The organism is Variovorax sp. AB1(2024), from assembly GCF_037482385.2.
Classification (GTDB): domain Bacteria; phylum Pseudomonadota; class Gammaproteobacteria; order Burkholderiales; family Burkholderiaceae_C; genus Variovorax.
Window position 1 is genome coordinate 1,592,752 of sequence record NZ_JBBHKP020000001.1, and the last position, 19,771, is coordinate 1,612,522.

The window sequence follows — 19,771 nt, forward strand, 5'->3', positions numbered from 1 at the left end:
AAAGGCCCTCCAGCCTTTGCCGCTTTCAGAGCGCACCCGAAAGCCGCCGCATCGACGCGGTTTTCGAGTGTCTTCTGACCCCGACTGCAGAAGACCCCTTGGTTCGGGCGATGTGCAACGCATCGCTGTCCGCCAACGGCTGGTAGTGGCCAGCCGCCAAGCAGTGGTGCCTCGGCACCTCTGACAAGTCGCTGAAGATCTCAAGCTCCGGAGCTCTCATGGCCCAATCGTCCGCGTACAGTTACACCGAACGCAAGCGCATCCGAAAAAGTTTCGGCAATCGCGACAGCGTCGTAGAAATCCCCTACCTGCTGCAGATGCAGAAAGACGCGTACACCGCGTTCCTGCAAGCCGGCATTCCCCCGAAACAACGTACCGTCGAAGGCCTGCAGGCCGCGTTCGACGCCGCCTTCCCGATCGTCTCGCACAACGGTTTTGTCGAGATGAAGTTCCTCGAGTACAACCTCGCGAAACCCGCCTTCGACGTGCGCGAATGCCAGACCCGCGGTCTGACCTTCGCCTCGGCGGTGCGCGCCAAGGTCCAGCTCATCATCTATGACCGCGAGTCGTCGACTTCGCAGTCGAAGGTGGTCAAGGAAGTGAAGGAACAAGAGGTCTACATGGGCGAAGTGCCGCTCATGACGGACAAGGGTTCGTTCATCATCAACGGCACGGAACGCGTGATCGTTTCGCAGCTGCACCGTTCGCCGGGCGTGTTCTTCGAACACGACAAGGGCAAGACGCACAGCTCGGGCAAGCTGCTGTTCTCGGCCCGCGTGATCCCCTACCGCGGTTCGTGGCTCGACTTCGAGTTCGACCCGAAGGACATGCTGTACTTCCGCGTCGACCGTCGCCGCAAGATGCCGGTCACGATCCTGCTGAAGGCCATCGGCCTGAACCCGGAATCGATCCTCGCGAACTTCTTCGTGAACGACAACTTCCGCCTGATGGACAGCGGCGCGCAGATGGAGTTCGTCTCCGAGCGCCTGCGCGGCGAAGTCGCGCGCTTCGACATCACCGACAAGTCGGGCAAGGTCGTGGTCGCCAAGGACAAGCGCGTCACCGCGCGCCACACGCGCGAACTCGAACAGGGCGGCACCACGCACATCAGCGTGCCGGAAGACTTCCTGATCGGCCGCGTGATCGCCCGCAACATCGTCGATGCCGACTCCGGTGAAATCCTGGCCAAGGCCAACGACGAGCTGACCGAAGCGCTGCTGAAGAAGCTGCGCACGGCCGGCGTGCAGGACGTGCAGGTCATCTACACGAACGAACTGGACCAGGGCGCGTACATCTCGCAGACGTTGCGCATCGACGAAACCGTCGACGAGTTCGCAGCGCGCGTGGCCATCTACCGCATGATGCGCCCCGGCGAGCCGCCGACGGAAGACGCAGTGCAGGCCCTGTTCCAGCGCCTGTTCTACAACCCGGACACGTACGACCTGTCGCGCGTCGGCCGCATGAAGTTCAACGCCAAGGTCGGCCGCGACGAATCGACCGGCCCGATGGTGCTGACCAACGAAGACATCCTGGCCGTGGTCAAGATCCTCGTCGACCTGCGCAACGGCAACGGCGAAGTCGACGACATCGACCACCTGGGCAACCGCCGCGTGCGTTGCGTTGGCGAACTGGCCGAAAACCAGTACCGCACCGGCCTGGCACGTATCGAGAAGGCCGTGAAGGAACGTCTGGGTCAAGCGGAGCAAGAGCCGCTGATGCCGCACGACCTGATCAACAGCAAGCCGATCTCGGCCGCGCTGAAGGAATTCTTCGGTGCTTCGCAGCTGTCGCAGTTCATGGACCAGACGAACCCGCTGTCCGAAATCACCCACAAGCGCCGCGTGTCGGCCCTTGGCCCGGGCGGTCTGACGCGTGAACGTGCAGGCTTCGAAGTGCGCGACGTGCACGTGACCCATTACGGCCGCGTGTGCCCGATCGAAACGCCCGAAGGCCCGAACATCGGCCTGATCAACTCGCTGGCCCTGTACGCCCGCCTGAACGAATACGGCTTCATCGAGACGCCGTACCGCCGCGTGGTCGACAGCAAGGTCACCAACGAGATCGACTACCTGTCGGCCATCGAGGAAGGCAAGTACGTCATCGCCCAGGCCAACGCGGCCCTGGACAAGGACGGCGTGCTGACCGGCGACCTGGTCTCCGCGCGCGAAGCCGGCGAATCGATCCTGGTCGGTGCCGAACGCATCCAGTACATGGACGTGTCGCCCGCGCAGATCGTGTCGGTGGCCGCCTCGCTCGTGCCGTTCCTCGAGCACGACGACGCGAACCGCGCGCTGATGGGCGCCAACATGCAGCGTCAGGCGGTGCCCGTGCTGCGCCCCGAAAAGCCGATGGTCGGTACCGGTATCGAACGCGTTTCCGCGGTCGACTCGGGCACCGTGGTCACGGCCACCCGTGGCGGTATCGTCGACTACGTCGATGCGACCCGTGTCGTGGTGCGCGTGAACGACGCCGAAGCGGCTGCCGGTGAAGTCGGTGTGGACATCTACAACCTGATCAAGTATCAGCGTTCGAACCAGAACACCAACATCCACCAGCGTCCCATCGTCAAGCGCGGCGACAAGATCGCCAAGGGCGACGTGGTGGCCGACGGCGCATCGACCGACCTCGGCGAACTGGCTCTCGGCCAGAACATGCTGATCGCGTTCATGCCCTGGAACGGCTACAACTTCGAAGACTCGATCCTGATCTCGGAACGCGTCGTCGCGGAAGACCGCTACACCTCGATCCACATCGAGGAACTGGTGGTGATGGCTCGCGACACCAAGCTCGGTGCCGAAGAAATCACGCGCGACATCCCGAACTTGGCCGAGCAGCAGCTCAACCGCCTCGACGAATCCGGCATCATCTATGTCGGCGCCGAAGTGCAGCCGGGCGACACGCTGGTGGGCAAGGTCACGCCGAAGGGCGAGACCACGCTGACGCCTGAAGAGAAGCTGCTTCGCGCCATCTTCGGCGAGAAGGCTTCCGACGTGAAGGACACCTCGCTGCGTGTGGATCAGGGCTCGCAAGGCACCGTGATCGACGTGCAGGTGTTCACCCGCGAAGGCATCACGCGCGACAAGCGCGCCCAGCAGATCATCGACGACGAGCTCAAGCGCTTCCGCCTCGACCTGAACGACCAGCTTCGCATCGTCGAAGCCGACGCGTTCGACCGTATCGAGAAGCTGCTGACCGGCAAGGTCGCCAACGGCGGTCCGAACAAGCTGGCCAAGGGCACCAAGCTCGACAAGGCCTACCTGTCGTCGGTCGAGAAGTTCCACTGGTTCGACATCCGCCCGGCGGAAGACGAAGTGGCGACGCAGCTCGAGTCGATCAAGAACTCGCTGGAACAGACGCGCCACAGCTTCGACCTCGCGTTCGAAGAAAAGCGCAAGAAGCTCACGCAGGGCGACGAGCTGCCCGCGGGCGTGCTCAAGATGGTCAAGGTCTACCTGGCCGTCAAGCGCCGCCTGCAGCCCGGCGACAAGATGGCAGGCCGCCATGGCAACAAGGGTGTGGTGTCGAAGATCGTTCCGGTCGAAGACATGCCCCACATGGCCGACGGCACGCCTTGCGACATCTGCCTGAACCCGCTGGGCGTGCCCTCGCGGATGAACGTGGGCCAGGTGCTCGAAGTGCATCTGGGCTGGGCCGGCAAGGGCGTGGGCCAGCGCATCGGCGACCTGCTGCAGCAGGAGGCCAAGGTGGCCGAGCTGCGCAAGTTCATGGAGCAGCTGTACAACGGCTCGGGCCGTCCGGAAGACCTCAGCCAGCTGAGCGACACCGAACTGCTCGCGATGGCCGCCAACCTGCAAAGCGGCGCCACGTTCGCGACGCCGGTGTTCGACGGCGCCTCGGAAGAGGAAATCCGCGGCATGCTGAAGCTCGCCTACCCGGACGACATCGCCAAGCTCAAGGGCCTGACCGAAACGCGCACGCAGGCGTACCTGTTCGACGGCCGCACCGGCGACCAGTTCGAGCGTCCCGTCACCGTCGGCTACATGCACTTCCTGAAGCTGCACCACCTGGTCGACGACAAGATGCACGCCCGTTCCACCGGCCCGTACTCGCTCGTCACGCAGCAACCGCTGGGCGGCAAGGCGCAGTTCGGCGGCCAGCGTTTCGGGGAAATGGAAGTGTGGGCGCTGGAAGCTTACGGCGCCGCCTACGTCCTGCAGGAAATGCTGACCGTGAAGTCCGACGACGTGCAAGGCCGTACCAAGGTGTACGAAAGCATCGTCAAGGGCGAGCACTCGATCGAAGCCGGCATGCCGGAATCGTTCAACGTGCTGGTCAAGGAAATTCGTTCGCTGGGTCTCGACATCGAGCTCGAGCGTTCTTAATTTGAAAAGGGAAAGAGTCTTATGAAATCGCTACTCGACCTGTTCAAGCAATTCACGCCCGATGAGCATTTCGATGCCATCAAGATCGGCATGGCTTCGCCCGAGAAGATCCGTTCGTGGTCTTTCGGCGAGGTGAAGAAGCCGGAGACGATCAACTACCGCACGTTCAAGCCCGAGCGCGACGGCCTGTTCTGCGCCAAGATCTTCGGCCCCATCAAGGACTACGAGTGCCTGTGCGGCAAGTACAAGCGCCTGAAGCACCGCGGCGTGATCTGCGAGAAGTGCGGCGTTGAAGTCACGCAGACCAAGGTGCGTCGCGAGCGCATGGGTCACATCGACCTGGCCGCGCCCTGCGCCCACATCTGGTTCCTGAAGTCGCTGCCGTCGCGCCTGGGCCTCGTGCTCGACATGACGCTGCGCGACATCGAACGCGTGCTGTACTTCGAAGCCTACGTGATCACCGACCCCGGCATGACCCCGCTGAAGAAGTTCGGCATCATGTCCGAGGACGACTACGACGCGAAGCGCAAGGAATACGGCGACGAATTCATCGCCAAGATGGGCGCCGAAGGCATCAAGGACCTGCTCGAGGGCATCGAACTCGACAGCGAGATCGAACGCCTGCGCGGCGACCTGACCGGCTCCGAAGTCAAGGTCAAGAAGAACTCCAAGCGCCTGAAGGTGCTGGAAGCCTTCCGCAAGTCGGGCATCAAGCCCGAGTGGATGGTGCTCGACGTGCTGCCCGTGCTGCCGCCGGACCTGCGTCCGCTGGTGCCGCTGGACGGCGGCCGCTTCGCGACCTCCGACCTGAACGACCTGTACCGCCGCGTCATCAACCGCAACTCGCGCCTGCGCCGCCTGCTGGAGCTGAAGGCTCCGGAAATCATCGCGCGCAACGAAAAGCGGATGCTGCAAGAGGCGGTCGACTCGCTGCTGGACAACGGCCGCCGTGGCAAGGCCATGACGGGCGCCAACAAGCGCGCGCTGAAGTCGCTGGCCGACATGATCAAGGGCAAGAGCGGCCGCTTCCGCCAGAATCTGCTGGGCAAGCGCGTCGACTACTCGGGCCGTTCGGTCATCGTGGTGGGCCCGACGCTCAAGCTGCACCAGTGCGGCCTGCCGAAGCTGATGGCGCTCGAGCTGTTCAAGCCCTTCATCTTCTCGCGCCTGGAAGCCATGGGCATCGCGACGACGATCAAGGCTGCCAAGAAGGAAGTCGAATCGGGCACGCCGGTGGTCTGGGACATCCTGGAAGAGGTCATCAAGGAGCACCCGGTCATGCTGAACCGCGCTCCCACGCTGCACCGACTGGGCATCCAGGCCTTCGAGCCGATCCTGATCGAAGGCAAGGCCATCCAGCTGCACCCGCTCGTCTGCGCGGCATTCAACGCCGACTTCGACGGCGACCAGATGGCCGTCCACGTGCCGCTGTCGGTGGAAGCGCAGATGGAAGCCCGCACGCTGATGCTGGCCTCCAACAACGTGCTGTTCCCGGCTTCGGGCGAACCGTCGATCGTTCCTTCGCAGGACGTGGTGCTGGGTCTGTACTACACGACCCGCGACCGCATCAACGGCAAGGGCGAGGGCCTGATCTTCTCCGACATCGGTGAAGTGCAGCGCGCGCTCGACGCCAACGAAGTCGAACTCACCGCCAAGGTGGCAGTGCGCATCACGGAGTACACCAAGAACAAGGAAACCGGCGAATTCACGCCGTCGACCTCGCTCGTGGACACCACCGTGGGCCGTGCCCTGCTGTCCGAGATCCTGCCGAAGGGCCTGCCGTTCTCGAACATCAACAAGGCGCTGAAGAAGAAGGAAATCTCCAAGCTCATCAACGTCTCGTTCCGCAAGTGCGGCCTGAAAGAGACCGTGGTGTTCGCCGACAAGCTGCTGCAGAACGGCTTCCGCCTCGCGACCAAGGCCGGTATCTCGATCGCCATCGACGACATGCTGGTGCCTGCCGAGAAGCACGGCATCATCGAGCGCTCCGCCAAGGAAGTGAAGGAGATCGAACAGCAGTACGTCTCCGGTCTCGTGACCTCCGGCGAACGCTACAACAAGGTGGTGGACATCTGGGGCAAGGCCGGCGACGAAGTGTCGAAGGTCATGATGGCCAAGCTGTCGAAGCAGAAGGTCATCGACCGCCATGGCAAGGAAGTCGAGCAGGAGTCCTTCAACTCGATCTACATGATGGCCGACTCGGGCGCCCGCGGTTCCGCGGCCCAGATTCGCCAGGTGGCCGGTATGCGTGGCCTGATGGCCAAGCCGGACGGCTCGATCATCGAGACGCCCATTACCGCGAACTTCCGCGAAGGCCTGAACGTGCTGGAGTACTTCATCTCCACCCACGGTGCCCGCAAGGGTCTGGCCGACACGGCGCTGAAGACGGCGAACTCGGGTTACCTGACCCGTCGTCTGGTCGACGTGACGCAAGACCTGGTCGTGACCGAGCAGGACTGCGGCACGCACGGCGGCTACCTGATGCGCGCCATCGTCGAAGGCGGTGAAGTGATCGAATCGCTGCGCGACCGTATCCTCGGCCGCACCGCAGCCGACGACGTGCTGCACCCGGAAAACCGCTCGGTGCTGCTGAAGGCCGGCGAGATGTTCGACGAGGACACCATCGAGGCGCTGGAAGCGCAAGGCGTCGACGAGGTCAAGGTCCGCACCGCGCTGACCTGCGAAACCCGCTTCGGCATCTGCGCGACCTGCTACGGCCGCGACCTGGGCCGCGGCGGCCTGATCAACATCGGCGAAGCGGTCGGTGTGATCGCCGCGCAGTCCATCGGTGAACCCGGCACGCAGCTGACGATGCGTACCTTCCACATCGGCGGTGCCGCTTCGCGCGCTGCCATCGCCTCGAGCGTGGAAGCCAAGTCGAACGGCTCGATCGGCTTCAACGCCACGATGCGCTACGTGACCAACAGCAAGGGCGAGCTGGTCGTGATTTCGCGTTCGGGCGAGATCGTCATCCATGACGAGCACGGCCGTGAGCGCGAGCGTCACAAGGTGCCGTACGGCGCCACGCTGACGGTCAAGGCGGACCAGCAGATCAAGGCCGGCCACGTGCTCGCCAACTGGGATCCGCTGACCCGCCCGATCATTACCGAGTTCGCCGGCAAGACGCAGTTCGAGAACGTCGAGGAAGGCCTCACGGTTGCGAAGCAGGTGGACGAAGTGACCGGCCTGTCGACCCTGGTGGTCATCGACCCGAAGCGCCGCGGCGCTGCCAAGGTCGTGCGCCCGCAGGTGAAGCTCATCGACGCCTCCGGCGCCGAAGTGAAGATCCCGGGCACCGACCACTCGGTGACGATCGGCTTCCCGATCGGCGCGCTGGTGCAGGTGCGTGACGGCCAGGACGTGGGCCCCGGCGAAGTGCTGGCGCGTATTCCGGTCGAAGGCCAGAAGACCCGCGACATCACCGGCGGTCTGCCGCGCGTTGCCGAGCTGTTCGAAGCCCGCTCGCCGAAGGACAAGGGCATGCTGGCCGAAATGACCGGCACGGTGTCGTTCGGCAAGGAGACCAAGGGCAAGATCCGCCTGCAGATCACCGATCCGGAAGGCACGGTCTGGGAAGACCTCGTGCCGAAGGAAAAGAACATCCTGGTGCACGAAGGCCAGGTGGTGAACAAGGGCGAATCCGTGGTCGACGGCCCGGCGGACCCGCAGGACATCCTGCGCCTGCTGGGTTCCGAAGAACTGGCGCGCTACATCGTGGACGAAGTGCAGGACGTGTACCGCCTGCAGGGTGTGAAGATCAACGACAAGCACATCGAGGTGATCGTTCGCCAGATGCTGCGCCGCGTCGTGGTCGACAACATCGGCGAGACCGGCTACATCTCCGGCGAACAGGTCGAACGCAGCGAAATGCTCAACACCAACGACGCCCTGCGCGCCGAAGGCAAGATCCCCGCGACGTTCACCAACCTGCTGCTGGGTATCACGAAGGCTTCGCTGTCGACCGACTCGTTCATCTCCGCCGCTTCGTTCCAGGAAACGACGCGCGTGCTGACCGAAGCCGCGATCATGGGCAAGCGCGACGAGCTGCGCGGCCTGAAGGAAAACGTCATCGTCGGCCGCCTGATTCCCGCGGGCACCGGCATGGCGTACCACCAGGCACGCAAGGTCAAGGACGCCATGGACGAGGCCGAGCGCCGCGCCATCGCCGAATCGGAAGCGGCCGAGCTGGCCGGCTCCGGCGACAGCGATGCAGCGACCACCACGGTCGACGCCAGCGAAGGCGCCGCGACCGAATAACTGGTTAGCATCACCGGCCATGACCGGTACCCCACGCCCCCCGACCGCCCCGGTTGGGGGGCGTTTTTCTTTGTGCTTTGGCTGATGAGGTTTTGTCGTCGATGAGTCTGTTGCCTGAATCGCTGGCCAGCTGGATCGTGATCGCGGTGCTGCTGTTCTGGTTTGTCGGCGCCTACAACCGGCTGGTGCGCCTGCGCGCCGCCGTGCTGCAGAGCTACGGCACGCTCGATGCGGCACTGCGCAAGCAACTCGATTTCGTGCAGGCCAGCATCACCGCCGCGCCGCCGGCCGAGGCGCCGGCGAACGAGCTGCTGTCTTCCATCGCGCCGCTGCAGGCATCGACCACGCAACTGGGCATCCTGCTGGGCGCGACGCGGTCGAGGCCGCTCGATGCGGGCGGCATGGCCGCGCTGGCCACTGCGCTGCAGGTGTGGATCGGCGCGTGGCAGCGCCAGCACCCGGATGCGGTGACGATGTTCGAGCCCGACGGCACGCTCGCGCGGCCGGCGCAACAACAACAGCCACCGTCGCTCCAGGGGGCGCCCGACCCCATCGCCTGGCCCGAGCCTTCGGCGGCGGCGGAGATCGCGCGCAACCAGTTCAATCTTGCGGTGAAACAGTACAACGCCGCGATCGCCCAGTTCCCCGCAGTGCTGGTGGCATGGGCCGTGCGTCTGCGTCCGGCCGCGCCGCTGCTCTGACGCGGTCGTTTTTTTCTTTCCATTGCACGGCGCCCTGCTTTCCGCGGGCCCGTTACCATCGCCCCCAACTTGGCTGAACTACCTTCCGATCTCCCCAGCAGCGGTGCTCCGCAGTCGCTGCAACCGCCGCTCTGGCGCCAGCTGCAATTGACCGCGGTGGCGCTGGCGTCGATTCGCGCCGGCACCTCGGGTTCCGTCGCCTTCGAAGCCGTCGAGCCCGCGCTGCGGCCCGGCGTGCAGGCGCTCGGCTTCCAGGTGCTGCGCTGGCTCGGCCGCGCCGAAGCGCTGCGCCGCCATCTGGCCAAGCGCACGCCGCCGCCGCTGCCCGACGCGCTGCTGTGCACCGCCCTGGCGCTGGCATGGGACAGCGAGCGCGCGCCCTACGAGCCGTTCACGCTGGTCGACCAGGCCGTCGAGGCCGCCAAGCGCAACCCGGCCACACGGGCGCAGGCCAGCTTCATCAACGCCTGCCTGCGGCGCTTCCTGCGCGAGCGCGACGAGCTCGTGGCCGTGACCGACTCCGAGCCGGTCGCGCAGTGGAACCATCCGCGCTGGTGGATCGAGCGGCTCAAGCGTGACCATCCCCGCGAGTGGCAGCGCGTGCTCGCCGCCGACAACGCGCAGGCGCCGATGACCTTGCGCGTCAATGCCCGCAAATCGACGGCTGTCTCCTATCTGGTGGAACTCGAGGCCGCCGGCCTTTCCGCCATCCGCGTGGGGCCCAGCGGCCTTCAACTGGCGCGTGCCCGGCCCGTGCAGCAGCTGCCCGGCTTCGCCGAAGGCGCCTGTTCGGTGCAGGACGCGGCCGCGCAAATGGCCGCGCCCCTGCTGCTCGACGGCCTGCTGCCGGCCATGCCCGGCGGCGCGCCGCTGCGCGTGCTCGACGCCTGCGCCGCGCCCGGCGGCAAGACCGCTCACCTGCTCGAGCTGGCCGGCCCGGACGCCATCGACGTGACCGCGCTCGAAGTCGACGCCGTGCGCAGCCGCCGCATCGACGAGACCCTGTCGCGCATCGGCCTGAAGGCCCGCGTGCTGGTGGCCGATGCCGCCCGCCCCGCCGACTGGTGGGACCGCAAGCCGTTCGACGCGATCCTGCTCGACGCGCCATGCACCGCGTCGGGCATCGTGCGCCGCCATCCCGACGTCCGCTGGCTGCGCCGCGAGAGCGATACCGCCCAGCTCGCCGTCCAGCAGGCCGCGCTGCTGGCCGCGCTCTGGCCGCTCGTGCGCCCCGGCGGGCGGATTCTTTACTGCACCTGTTCCGTCTTCCGGGAAGAGGGTTCGCAACAAATTGATGCGTTTCTTGTACACAACACCGACGCACGATTGCTGCCATCGCCTGGCCATTTGCTGCCCCAAAGCGGGTCGAATGCCCGTGGCGTCCCGGACAATCCCTCTGGTGATCACGACGGCTTCTTCTACGCCCTGCTTGAAAAGCGCCCGCATTGAGTCGCGGCGCGGGCCGCTCCTGCTGGCCGTGCTGCTGTGGGCCTGGGCGATGTGGATGGCGTGGCTGCCGGCTCCGGCGGCCGCGCAGGGGCGTCCCACCACGTCCATCAGCCAGATGCGGCTGGAACAGGCCGACGACAGCGTCTACCTGAGCGCGGTCGTGCAGTTCGAGCTGCCCTCGCTGGTCGAGGAGGTGCTCGACAAGGGCATCGCCATCTATTTCGTGGCTGAAGCCGAGATTTTCCAGGAGCGCTGGTACTGGACCGACCGCAAGGTCGCGCAGGTCCAGCGCCACATGCGGCTGGCCTACCAGCCGCTCACTCGGCGCTGGCGGCTCAATGTGTCGCCGGTGCCCATCACCGGCGCTGCCGGCCTCGGCATTTCGCTGAACCAGAACTTCGACACCCTGAGCGACGCGCTCGACGCCATCAAGCGCGTCGGGCGGCTGCGGCTGGGCGACGCGGCCGAGATCGGCGACGACCCGCTGCACCAGGTGACCTTCCGCTTCCGCCTCGACACCTCGCAGTTGCCGCGCCCGTTCCAGATCGGCGTGGTCGGGCAGGCCGACTGGAACATTGCCGTCGAGCGCACCGCGCGGCTCGCGGTGGAGAAGGAAAAGTGAGCACCTCCCCGCGCAGCGGCGCAGCGGCCACGCCCGCCGCGAGCCGCGCGCGTGCAATGCGCTGGGCCATCGGCGTGGGAGCCGCGCTGGTCACGGCCATCGGCCTGGTGCTGATGTTCCTGCTCGCGCAGGCCACCAACAACCGCGCGCTGTACGAGCGCTACTACGTACGCCTGTTCGGCATCAACGTGGTGGTGGCGGTGCTGCTGGTGCTGGTGATCGGCTGGGTCGCGTTCCGGCTGCTGCGTCGGCTGCGGCAGGGCAAGTTCGGCAGCCGGCTGCTCATCAAGCTGGCGGCCATCTTCGCGCTGGTGGGGGTGGTGCCGGGGGCGCTGGTCTACGTGGTGTCCTACCAGTTCGTCGCGCGTTCGATCGAAAGCTGGTTCGACGTCAAGGTCGAAGGGGCGCTCGATGCCGGCCTGAACCTCGGCCGCGCCACGCTCGACTCGCTGTCCGACGACCTCGCCGCCAAGGCGCGCAGCGCCAGCGGACAGCTCGCGCAGGTACCCGATGCCAGCGCGGGCCTGGTGCTGGAGCGCATCCGCGACCAGCTCGAGGCGACCGACGTGATTCTCTGGACCGGTTCGGGCCAGCTGGTGGCCAGCGCCGGCTCGTCGCGTTTCCAGCTCAACCCCGAACGGCCGACCGCGCAGCAGTTCCGCCAAGTGCGGCCCGAACGCGCGGTCGCGCACATCGAAGGCCTGGACGAAACCGCCATGCCCGGTGCCACGCCGCCGGTCGCGAGCGTTCGCGCGCTCGCCATGGTGCAGCGCCCCGGTTTCGACTTCGACACCGCGCCGCGCTATCTGCAGGTCACGCGTCCGTTGCCGCCGGCCGTGGTGGCCAATGCGCTGGCGGTGCAGGAGGCCAACCGCGAATACCAGGAGCGGGCGCTCGCGCGCGAAGGCTTGCGCCGCATGTACATCGGCACGCTGACGCTGAGCCTGTTCCTTGCGGTGTTCGGTGCGGTGTTGCTGGCCGTGCTGTTCGGCAACCAGCTCGCGCGCCCGCTGCTGGTGCTGGCCGACGGCGTGCGCCAGGTGGCCGCCGGCGACCTGCGGCCCACGGCCGTGCTGCAGGGCAAGGACGAGCTGGGCGGCCTCACGCGCTCGTTCGCCGTCATGACGCAGCAGCTGGCCGACGCGCGCGGCGCGGTCGAGAAGACCATGGGCCAGCTCGACGCTGCCCGCGCCAATTTGCAGACCATCCTGGACAACCTCACCTCCGGCGTGATCGTGCTCGACGCCAAGGGCACGGTGCTTTCGACCAACCCCGGCGCCACCCGCGTGCTGCGTGCGCCCCTCGCGGCCTACGAGGGCCAGCCGCTGGTCGACGTGCCCGGGCTCGCGGAGTTCGGCGCCAAGGTGCAGCAGCAGTTCGACGACTTCCTGGTCGAGCGCATGCAGCACGGCCTCGACCATTGGCAGCACGCCTTCGAGCTCCACGCCTCGGGGCACGACATGCCGCAGCAGGACGGCGCCATCAACATCGTCGCCCGTGGCGCCGAGCTGCCCGGTGCCGCGCGGCTGCTGGTGTTCGACGACATCTCGGAGATCGTCTCGGCACAGCGCGCCCAGGCCTGGGGCGAGGTGGCGCGCCGCCTCGCGCACGAAATCAAGAACCCGCTGACGCCGATCCAGCTGTCCGCCGAGCGGCTCGAGATGAAGCTGTCCGGCAAGGTGCAACCGCCCGAGCAGGCGGTGCTCGTGAAGTCGGTGAAGACCATCGTCGACCAGGTCGATGCGATGAAGCGGCTGGTCAATGAATTCCGCGACTACGCGCGGCTGCCCGCCGCCGACCTCAAGCCGGTCGACCTCAACGCGCTGCTGGCCGACGTGCTCCAGCTCTACAACGCCGAGAGCCTGCCCATCGTGCTGCGCTCCGAACTCGACGAGCGCTGCCCGCCGATCCGCGGCGACGCGCAGCAGATCCGGCAGGTGATTCACAACCTGTTGCAAAACGCGCAGGACGCCGCCGAGGCCGCGGCCAGCGGCACCGGCCGGCGGGGCGAGGTCGTCATCCGCACGCGCCTGGGCGATTCGGGGCAGCGCGTGCGGCTCACCGTGCAGGACAGCGGCCCCGGCTTTGCCGAGAACATTCTCAAGCGGGCCTTCGAACCCTATGTCACGACGAAAACAAAAGGTACCGGTTTGGGCCTTGCCGTCGTGAAGAAGATCGCGGATGAGCACGGTGCGCGCATCGAGCTTTCCAACCGCGTTGTCGACGGGGCTGTAGCCGGGGCACAAGTCTCGCTATCATTCGCGCTGGCAAGCGAGCCGCGGGCAGCGGTCGCTCACACCGAAGATTCGAAATCTTCCGCCGCCTGAGCGCTTACGATTTCCGTCGCCCAGGCGATGGCCGGACCGGCGGACCTTACACACCATTGCAGATACCAGCGCACACAACAAGCAGCACTCATGGCAAACATTCTCGTGGTCGATGACGAGCTGGGCATCCGGGACCTGCTCTTCGAAATTCTCAATGACGAAGGCCACAACGTGGAGCTCGCGGAAAACGCCGCCGAAGCCCGCGCGGCCCGCCAGCGTGCGCGGCCGGACCTCGTCCTGCTCGACATCTGGATGCCGGACACAGACGGCGTCACGCTGCTCAAGGAGTGGTCCACCGCAGGCCTGCTGAGCATGCCCGTCATCATGATGAGCGGCCACGCCACCATCGACACGGCGGTCGACGCCACGCGCATCGGTGCCTTCGCCTTCCTCGAAAAGCCCATCACGCTGCAGAAGCTGCTCAAGGCCGTCGAGCAGGGGCTGGCGCGCGAGAGCGCGCGCCGCGCCGCAGCCGGCGTGGTCCCCGTACCGGCGGGCGTGGCGCAGGCCACCGCCATTACCACCACCGGCGACAGCCTGCTGATGGCATCGCTCGCTTCAGTGCCCGTGGCCGACATCGGCCCCCAGTCGACCCAGAGCTTCGACCTCGACCGCCCGCTGCGCGATGCGCGCGACGGTTTCGAGAAGGCCTATTTCGAGTTCCACCTCGCGATGGAGAACGGTTCGATGACCCGCGTGGCCGAGAAAACCGGCCTCGAGCGCACCCATCTCTACAGAAAACTCAAACAACTTGGTGTGGATCTGTCGAGAGGGCGCAGAAGCGCTGTATAATTTAAGGCTGCACACAAATGCAGATGGCCCGGTAGCTCAGTTGGTAGAGCAGCGGATTGAAAATCCGCGTGTCGGTGGTTCGATTCCGCCCCAGGCCACCAATTCAAAGCCCTTGCTCCTTCACAGGATCAAGGGCTTTTTCAATTTCCGCCTTCCCGCAGGCTGTGCGCAGCGCCGGAATGGCAAATGTCCTGCATCCGCCATCGCCGATGGACGGCGCTGTGGGCATCGCGGGCTTCGACAAACTCGGCCATCACCGAGGAGATGTCCATGTCCCAGATCCGCAAAGGCTCGCCGCATCACGAAGAGCCCGAAGTCACGCAAGAAGAGTCCGTTCCCACCGACGGCCGTGACGCCGAAGGCGAACGCATGATGAAGGACGTGCGCAACAGCAAGCTCCACGACAAGGGCCTCGCCGAGCACAAGACGCCCGAAAAAAGCGACAAGCCCGCCAAGCCCTGAGCCGCCGGGCCGCCGTCGCCATGAACACCCATTCGGCCGCCATCGCCGATGCCCCTGCGCACGCCGCGGGCAGCACGATCTGGCAACGCTGCAGGCGTTGGGCCTTGCCGCTGTTCGGCATCGCCGTGCTGGGCTTGCTCCTTTCGCACGCGCACAAGATCGACTGGGCTGGCGCGTGGCAGGCACTCCAGCGCTACTCGCCTTGGCTGCTGCTCGCGGTGCTCGGTCTCGCCACGGCGAGCCATGCGCTCTACGGATGCTTCGACCTGATCGGCAAGCGCCACCTGCGGCATCCCCTGCCGTACTGGCGCACGTGGGCGATCGCCGTGACGAGCTACGCGTTCAACCTCAACCTCGGCTCGCTGGTCGGCGGCATCGCGATGCGCGCGCGGCTCTATGCGCGTGCCGGTCTAGACGACACCACGGTGGCGCAGATCGTCGGCCTGAGTCTTGCGACCAACTGGCTGGGTTACGGCCTGCTGGCGGGTGGCCTGTTCGCGGCGGGGGCCATCGTGCCGCCCAGCCAGGCGCATATCGGGGCGGGCGCGCTGCGCCTGCTCGGCGTGGTGATGATCCTGCTGGCATTGGCGTATGTCGCGGCCTGTGCATTGGCGCGCGGGCGGGAATGGCGCTTCAGGGGCCGTCGCCTGCAGTTGCCGGCCGCGCGTCTTGCAGTGGTGCAGCTTGCGTTGTCGACCACCAACTGGGCGTTGATGGGCGCCGCCATGTATCTGCTGCTGGGACAGAAGGTGCCTTATGCGACCACGCTGGGCGTGCTGCTCGCCGCGTCCATCGTCGGGGTGCTGACGCCTATTCCCGCCGGCCTCGGCGTGCTGGAGGCGGTGTACCTGGCGCTGCTCTCGGGCAGCGTGAAGCAGGGCGTGCTGATGGGCGCGGTGCTGGCCTACCGCGCGCTCTACTATCTGCTGCCGCTGGCCGGTGGCCTGGCGCTCTACCTGTTCCTCGAGCGCTACGCGTCGAGCCATTCGGCCGAAGAAACCCCAGGGGATGTCACCCCGCCCCTTCAAGCACCAGTTGCGTCTGCGTGACGACGGCGCACAGCTTGCCTTGCGCATCGGCGACGGTGGTCTGCCAGACCATGGTCGTGCGTCCCCGGTGCAGCGCGACGCTGGTGCCGGTGACGATGCTGCCCACCCGCGCGCCGGCGATGAACTTGGTGCTTGAATCGGTCGTGGTCGTGCGCTTGCCTTCCGCCAGGTTGACGATGGTGCCGACGGCGCCCAGCGTGTCGGCGAAGGCCATGTAGGCGCCGCCGTGCAGGATGCCGCCGGCCGTGCACAGGTCGGGCCGCACTTCCATCTGCGCGACCACGCGGTCGGGTTCGAGCGCCGTGAGGCGCACGCCCATGAGGCCGGGGAACAGCGTGTCCAGCAGCTTCTGGAGAGCGGCGATGTCGTGCATGAAGGCTCCTGAAAATGAGGTCCTTGCATGCTAAACAGAGGCCTCGCCGCGTGCAAAGCCCGCGTCGGGCACGCTCACAGCTTGGGCGTCGCGCGCGCCAGCAGGCGGATGTGCTCGAAGTCCAGCCGGTCGAGCGCCTGCCGCACCGCATCGACCAGCGCTTCGTGGCCTGAATCGGCCGCCGCCAGCCGGTCGGCCCATTCGTGCAGGTCGGTCCAGCGGCCGTCGCGCGCGAACGCCTCGAGTTCGGCGCGTACCGCGGCGGGCAGCGGCGCGACGGTCGGCACGGGCGCCGGCGGGCGGCGCAGCCGCAGGCGCGACGACTGGGGCTGCTGCGGCGGTGCTTGGCTGGCAACCGAACGCGGCTCATCCGGCGCATCCTTCACGATCACCGAGAAACGCACGCGCGTGCCCAGGTTCGGATGGCTCATGAGCAGCAGGCGCCCGCCCATGCGCTGCACGATGCGCCGCGCGATGACCAGCCCCAGCCCGTTGCCGCTCGCGCTGGGTGCGCCCTGCGCAAAGGCCTGGCGGATGTGCGCCTGCTCGTTCAGGTCGATGCCGCTGCCGCTGTCCCACACCTCGAACTGCAGCCGCCAGGAGTCGGCGCGTGGCCGCGCCCGCACGCGCAGGCCGATCTTGCCGCCTTGCGTGAACTTCGCGGCGTTCGACAGCAGGTTGAGCAGCAGCTGGTGAAAGCGCTTGCTGTCGATCAGCACCGTACGCGGCAGCGCGCCTTGCACCTCGAGTTCGAATGCGTTGTTGCGCCGCTGTGCGAGCGTGTCGGCGTACTGGGCGATGTCGTCGATCAGCGCCTGCAGGCGCACCGGCCGCAGCTCGAAGGAAAACGGCAGCAGCTCGCCCTTCGCATAGTCGAGCAGGTCGTCGATGAGCGAGAGCTGGTAGGTCGCGCTGCGTTCGATGGCTTGCAGCCGCTGCGGCGGCTGCGGCATTTCTTCGCGCAGCCGCCGCACGTGGCCGATGATGGTCGCGAGCGGGGCGCGCAGGTCGTGGCTCACGTAGGCCATGAGCCGCGTCTGTTCGCGAGCCTGGTGCTCGGCCTGCTCGAGCGCGGCGTTCAGCGCGTGGGTCTTGAGCGCCACCTCGTCGCGCAGGCGTTGCTGTTCTTCCGCTTGCCAGAGCACCAGCGTGCGCTGCGCGGATTGCCGCTGGCGCGACAGATGGTGCGTCCACGACGACAGTGCGACCAGGCCCACCAGCATGCCGGGGAAGCCCAGTGCATAGGCGTCGAAGCCGGGCAGCATGTGCGTGGGCAGCGAAAGCTCGGTCAGGCGCAGGCACACGCCGATCATGATGATGGTCATCACCGGGAACGCCAGCTTGCCGCCGGGGCCGGCACGCCGCATGTAGACGAAGCTGCTCGCGGTGAGTGCGATCACCAGCAGCAGCACGGTCAGGTTGCCGAGGCGCGCGAAGGGCGCGTACGGCCCCAGCAGCGTGCCGAGCACCGCGACGACCTGGCTCGCGGCCAGCACCGCGATGACCGGCAGCCCCGGCGGGCGCACCGGTCCGCGGCGCGACAGCACGTGCAGGTACAGCAGCAGGCTCAGCACGCTGCAGCCGGCTATCACGCCGGCCGCGCGGTAGCTCCAGTCGATGCTGTCGGGCCACAGCGCGAGCCGGGCGTGGCCGCGATAGGTGGCCTCGTAGAGCGCCACCAGCGTGAAGCCCAGGCTCTGCGAGGCCATCAGCGGGTTGCGCGAGATGAGCCACAGCGTGAGCGAATACACGGCGAGCACCAGCAGTCCGCCGATCAGCAGGCCGTCGAGCAGCGCATGGCTGCTCTCGGCGTCACGCCAGCCGTCGGCCGTGTAGAGCTGGGGAGCGAACTTGAGGTTGCTGTGGCTTTGCACGCGCACCAGCAGGCGCGCCTGCTCGCCGGGTTGCAGGTCGAGCGACAGCGTGGGCACGCGGTCCCGTTCGCCGTGCAGCGGCACCGACACCCCGGCTCGCTCGTGCACCCACGCAGCTCCCGCGGCCGCGGTGCCGTTGCCGCGTTGCACGTGAAAGTCGACGTGCTGCAGCCAGGTGGCGTTCAGCACCAGCCGCAGCGGCTGCACCGTGCCGGTGTCGTTCACCACTCCCAGGCGCAGCCAGAAGGCCGAGTTCCTGAAGCCCTGGCGCATCTGCGCATGCGTGCCGGGCTGGAAGCGGGTCGAGGCGGCCGCGTCTTCGCGCGAGAGCATTCCGCCAGGGTCTTCGAGCAGCTCGACTTTTTCGTCGAGCACGAGCGGCAGCGCGGCTGCATCGACGATCCGCAACGTGGCCGCGTGCACCGGGCCCGCGAGCCAGGAAGCCGCGCACAGCAGCAAGGCGGCGGTGATGCCGCGGATCGCCACCGCCGCCGCCTCAGGCCGACGGCGCCGGCGCCCGTGTCGGCGTCGGCATGGGCCGAGCCGCTCGTGCGTTGCGATAGGACGAGGGCGTGAGCCCGAAGCGCTCGCGGAACGCGGTCGAGAAATTGGCCGCGCCGGAGAAGCCCACCGCATGCGCCACTTCTTCCATGTTGAGCGCGGAGGCCGCCAGCAGGCGTTGTGCTTCGGCCAGCCGCATCTCGCGCACGTACTCGTACACGGTGCGTCCGGTCTGCTCGCGGAACGCGCGCGTCAGCCGCTTCTCGTGCGTGCCCACGCGCGCGGCAAGCTCGGGCAACGCGGGCACGCTCGCAAGGTTGGACAGCACCAGCCGTTCGGCCGCCTGCGCGATCACGCGGTCGGCGTTGTCCGAGCGCGCGTTCTCCAGCACGCTCTCGGCCTGCGCCATGCAGGCCTGCGCATGGCTGCTGCTGCTGGCCAGCGCCAGGTGCACCGCCACGCGCGCCAGCACTTCGGAGGGTTCGAAGGGCTTGAGGATGTAGTCGACCGCGCCTTCGCGCAAGCCCGCGATCCGCTCGTCCACGGCGCTCGACGAGGTCAGGAAGATCACCGGAATGTGCGCGGTCGCGCTGTCGGCCTTCAGCAGCCTGCAGGTCGTGAAGCCGTCGGTCGTGCCCATGCGCACGTCCAGCAGCACGAGGTCGGGCTGCAGCGCGGTGACGCGGCGGTAGCCCTGCAGCGCATCGAACGCAAGGCTGATCCGGTGGCCCGCGCCGCGCAGCGCGCCCAGCAGCAACTGCAGCTCCTCGATGTTGTCGTCGATGACAAGGATGTGCGCGCGCCGGGGGGGTGTGGTCGACCAGTAAGACATGCCACCGAGCGTATGGGAGCGGGCCTGAAATGCCATGTGACTAAGTTCACGTTACGTTGCATTCGTAAACAAATGTCATCCAAAGCAAACTTTTTGTCCTGAATCCCAAAAGCGGCTCCCGCCCTCCGCTTCGAGACTCCCGCACTTTCCGGAGCACGTCGCCGCATCGAGCGGCGCACCTGTAAATGG

At 66.8% G+C, this 19,771-nt stretch carries 13 protein-coding genes and 1 tRNA gene; 10 read left to right on the plus strand and 4 right to left on the minus strand.

Going from position 1 to position 19,771, the window contains the following annotated elements:
• The first annotated feature begins 218 nt into the window (after nucleotides 1-218).
• The 8 genes from rpoB (at nucleotide 219) to WIX39_RS07605 (ending at nucleotide 14,592) form a co-directional block, all read left to right on the plus strand.
• The gene (gene rpoB, locus WIX39_RS07570) at nucleotides 219-4,343 is read left to right on the plus strand and encodes a DNA-directed RNA polymerase subunit beta (protein ID WP_081269560.1); all 4,125 of its coding nucleotides are present in this window, start codon (nucleotides 219-221) and stop codon (nucleotides 4,341-4,343) included.
• 21 nt (nucleotides 4,344-4,364) lie between these two features.
• Nucleotides 4,365-8,600 carry a DNA-directed RNA polymerase subunit beta' gene (gene rpoC / locus WIX39_RS07575; protein WP_081269561.1) on the plus strand — a complete coding sequence of 1,412 codons (4,236 nt, stop codon included), beginning with the start codon at nucleotides 4,365-4,367 and terminating at the stop codon, nucleotides 8,598-8,600.
• A gap of 101 nt (nucleotides 8,601-8,701) precedes the next feature.
• On the plus strand, nucleotides 8,702-9,301 hold the full coding sequence (locus tag WIX39_RS07580) for a lema family protein (RefSeq protein WP_081269562.1): 600 nt from the start codon (nucleotides 8,702-8,704) through the stop codon (nucleotides 9,299-9,301).
• A 69-nt stretch (nucleotides 9,302-9,370) separates the two neighbouring features.
• Nucleotides 9,371-10,750 (plus strand): 16S rRNA (cytosine(967)-C(5))-methyltransferase RsmB, encoded by a 1,380-nt coding sequence (gene rsmB, locus WIX39_RS07585; RefSeq protein WP_409194780.1) that lies wholly within the window; start codon nucleotides 9,371-9,373, stop codon nucleotides 10,748-10,750.
• A complete protein-coding gene (locus WIX39_RS07590; protein ID WP_081269563.1) occupies nucleotides 10,731-11,372 on the plus strand; it encodes a DUF4390 domain-containing protein in 642 nt (213 codons plus the stop codon). The genes rsmB and WIX39_RS07590 overlap by 20 nt, the downstream gene beginning before the upstream one ends.
• On the plus strand, nucleotides 11,369-13,699 hold the full coding sequence (locus WIX39_RS07595; RefSeq protein ID WP_409194781.1) for a sensor histidine kinase: 2,331 nt from the start codon (nucleotides 11,369-11,371) through the stop codon (nucleotides 13,697-13,699). Before WIX39_RS07590 ends, WIX39_RS07595 begins: the two co-directional genes overlap by 4 nt.
• 90 nt (nucleotides 13,700-13,789) lie before the next feature.
• Nucleotides 13,790-14,491 carry a response regulator gene (locus WIX39_RS07600; protein WP_081269565.1) on the plus strand — a complete coding sequence of 234 codons (702 nt, stop codon included), beginning with the start codon at nucleotides 13,790-13,792 and terminating at the stop codon, nucleotides 14,489-14,491.
• A gap of 25 nt (nucleotides 14,492-14,516) precedes the next feature.
• Nucleotides 14,517-14,592, plus strand: a tRNA-Phe gene (locus WIX39_RS07605).
• A 39-nt stretch (nucleotides 14,593-14,631) separates the two neighbouring features.
• On the opposite strand, the gene WIX39_RS07610 is transcribed toward WIX39_RS07605, so the two are convergent.
• On the minus strand, nucleotides 14,632-14,763 hold the full coding sequence (locus WIX39_RS07610; protein ID WP_267898695.1) for a hypothetical protein: 132 nt from the start codon (nucleotides 14,761-14,763) through the stop codon (nucleotides 14,632-14,634).
• Between WIX39_RS07610 and WIX39_RS07615 the strand changes: the two genes are divergently transcribed.
• Together WIX39_RS07615 and WIX39_RS07620 are read left to right on the plus strand one after the other, a co-directional pair.
• Nucleotides 14,762-14,953, plus strand: a complete 192-nt coding sequence (locus tag WIX39_RS07615; protein ID WP_081269572.1) for a hypothetical protein — start codon at nucleotides 14,762-14,764, stop codon at nucleotides 14,951-14,953. The genes WIX39_RS07610 and WIX39_RS07615 overlap by 2 nt on opposite strands.
• 20 nt (nucleotides 14,954-14,973) lie before the next feature.
• The gene (locus WIX39_RS07620; protein ID WP_106935870.1) at nucleotides 14,974-16,002 is read left to right on the plus strand and encodes a lysylphosphatidylglycerol synthase domain-containing protein; all 1,029 of its coding nucleotides are present in this window, start codon (nucleotides 14,974-14,976) and stop codon (nucleotides 16,000-16,002) included.
• Here the strand turns inward: WIX39_RS07620 and WIX39_RS07625 are convergent.
• The 3 genes from WIX39_RS07625 to WIX39_RS07635 form a co-directional block, all read right to left on the minus strand.
• Nucleotides 15,965-16,375, minus strand: coding sequence for a PaaI family thioesterase (locus WIX39_RS07625; RefSeq protein WP_106935869.1), 411 nt, complete (start codon nucleotides 16,373-16,375; stop codon nucleotides 15,965-15,967). The two genes, WIX39_RS07620 and WIX39_RS07625, sit on opposite strands and share 38 nt — an antisense overlap.
• Before the next feature lie 74 nt (nucleotides 16,376-16,449).
• Nucleotides 16,450-18,735: a sensor histidine kinase gene (locus WIX39_RS07630; protein WP_409194782.1), complete on the minus strand. Its 2,286-nt coding sequence runs from the start codon at nucleotides 18,733-18,735 to the stop codon at nucleotides 16,450-16,452.
• 10 nt (nucleotides 18,736-18,745) lie between these two features.
• On the minus strand, nucleotides 18,746-19,582 hold the full coding sequence (locus WIX39_RS07635) for a response regulator transcription factor (protein WP_106935867.1): 837 nt from the start codon (nucleotides 19,580-19,582) through the stop codon (nucleotides 18,746-18,748).
• Nucleotides 19,583-19,771 lie beyond the last annotated feature (189 nt).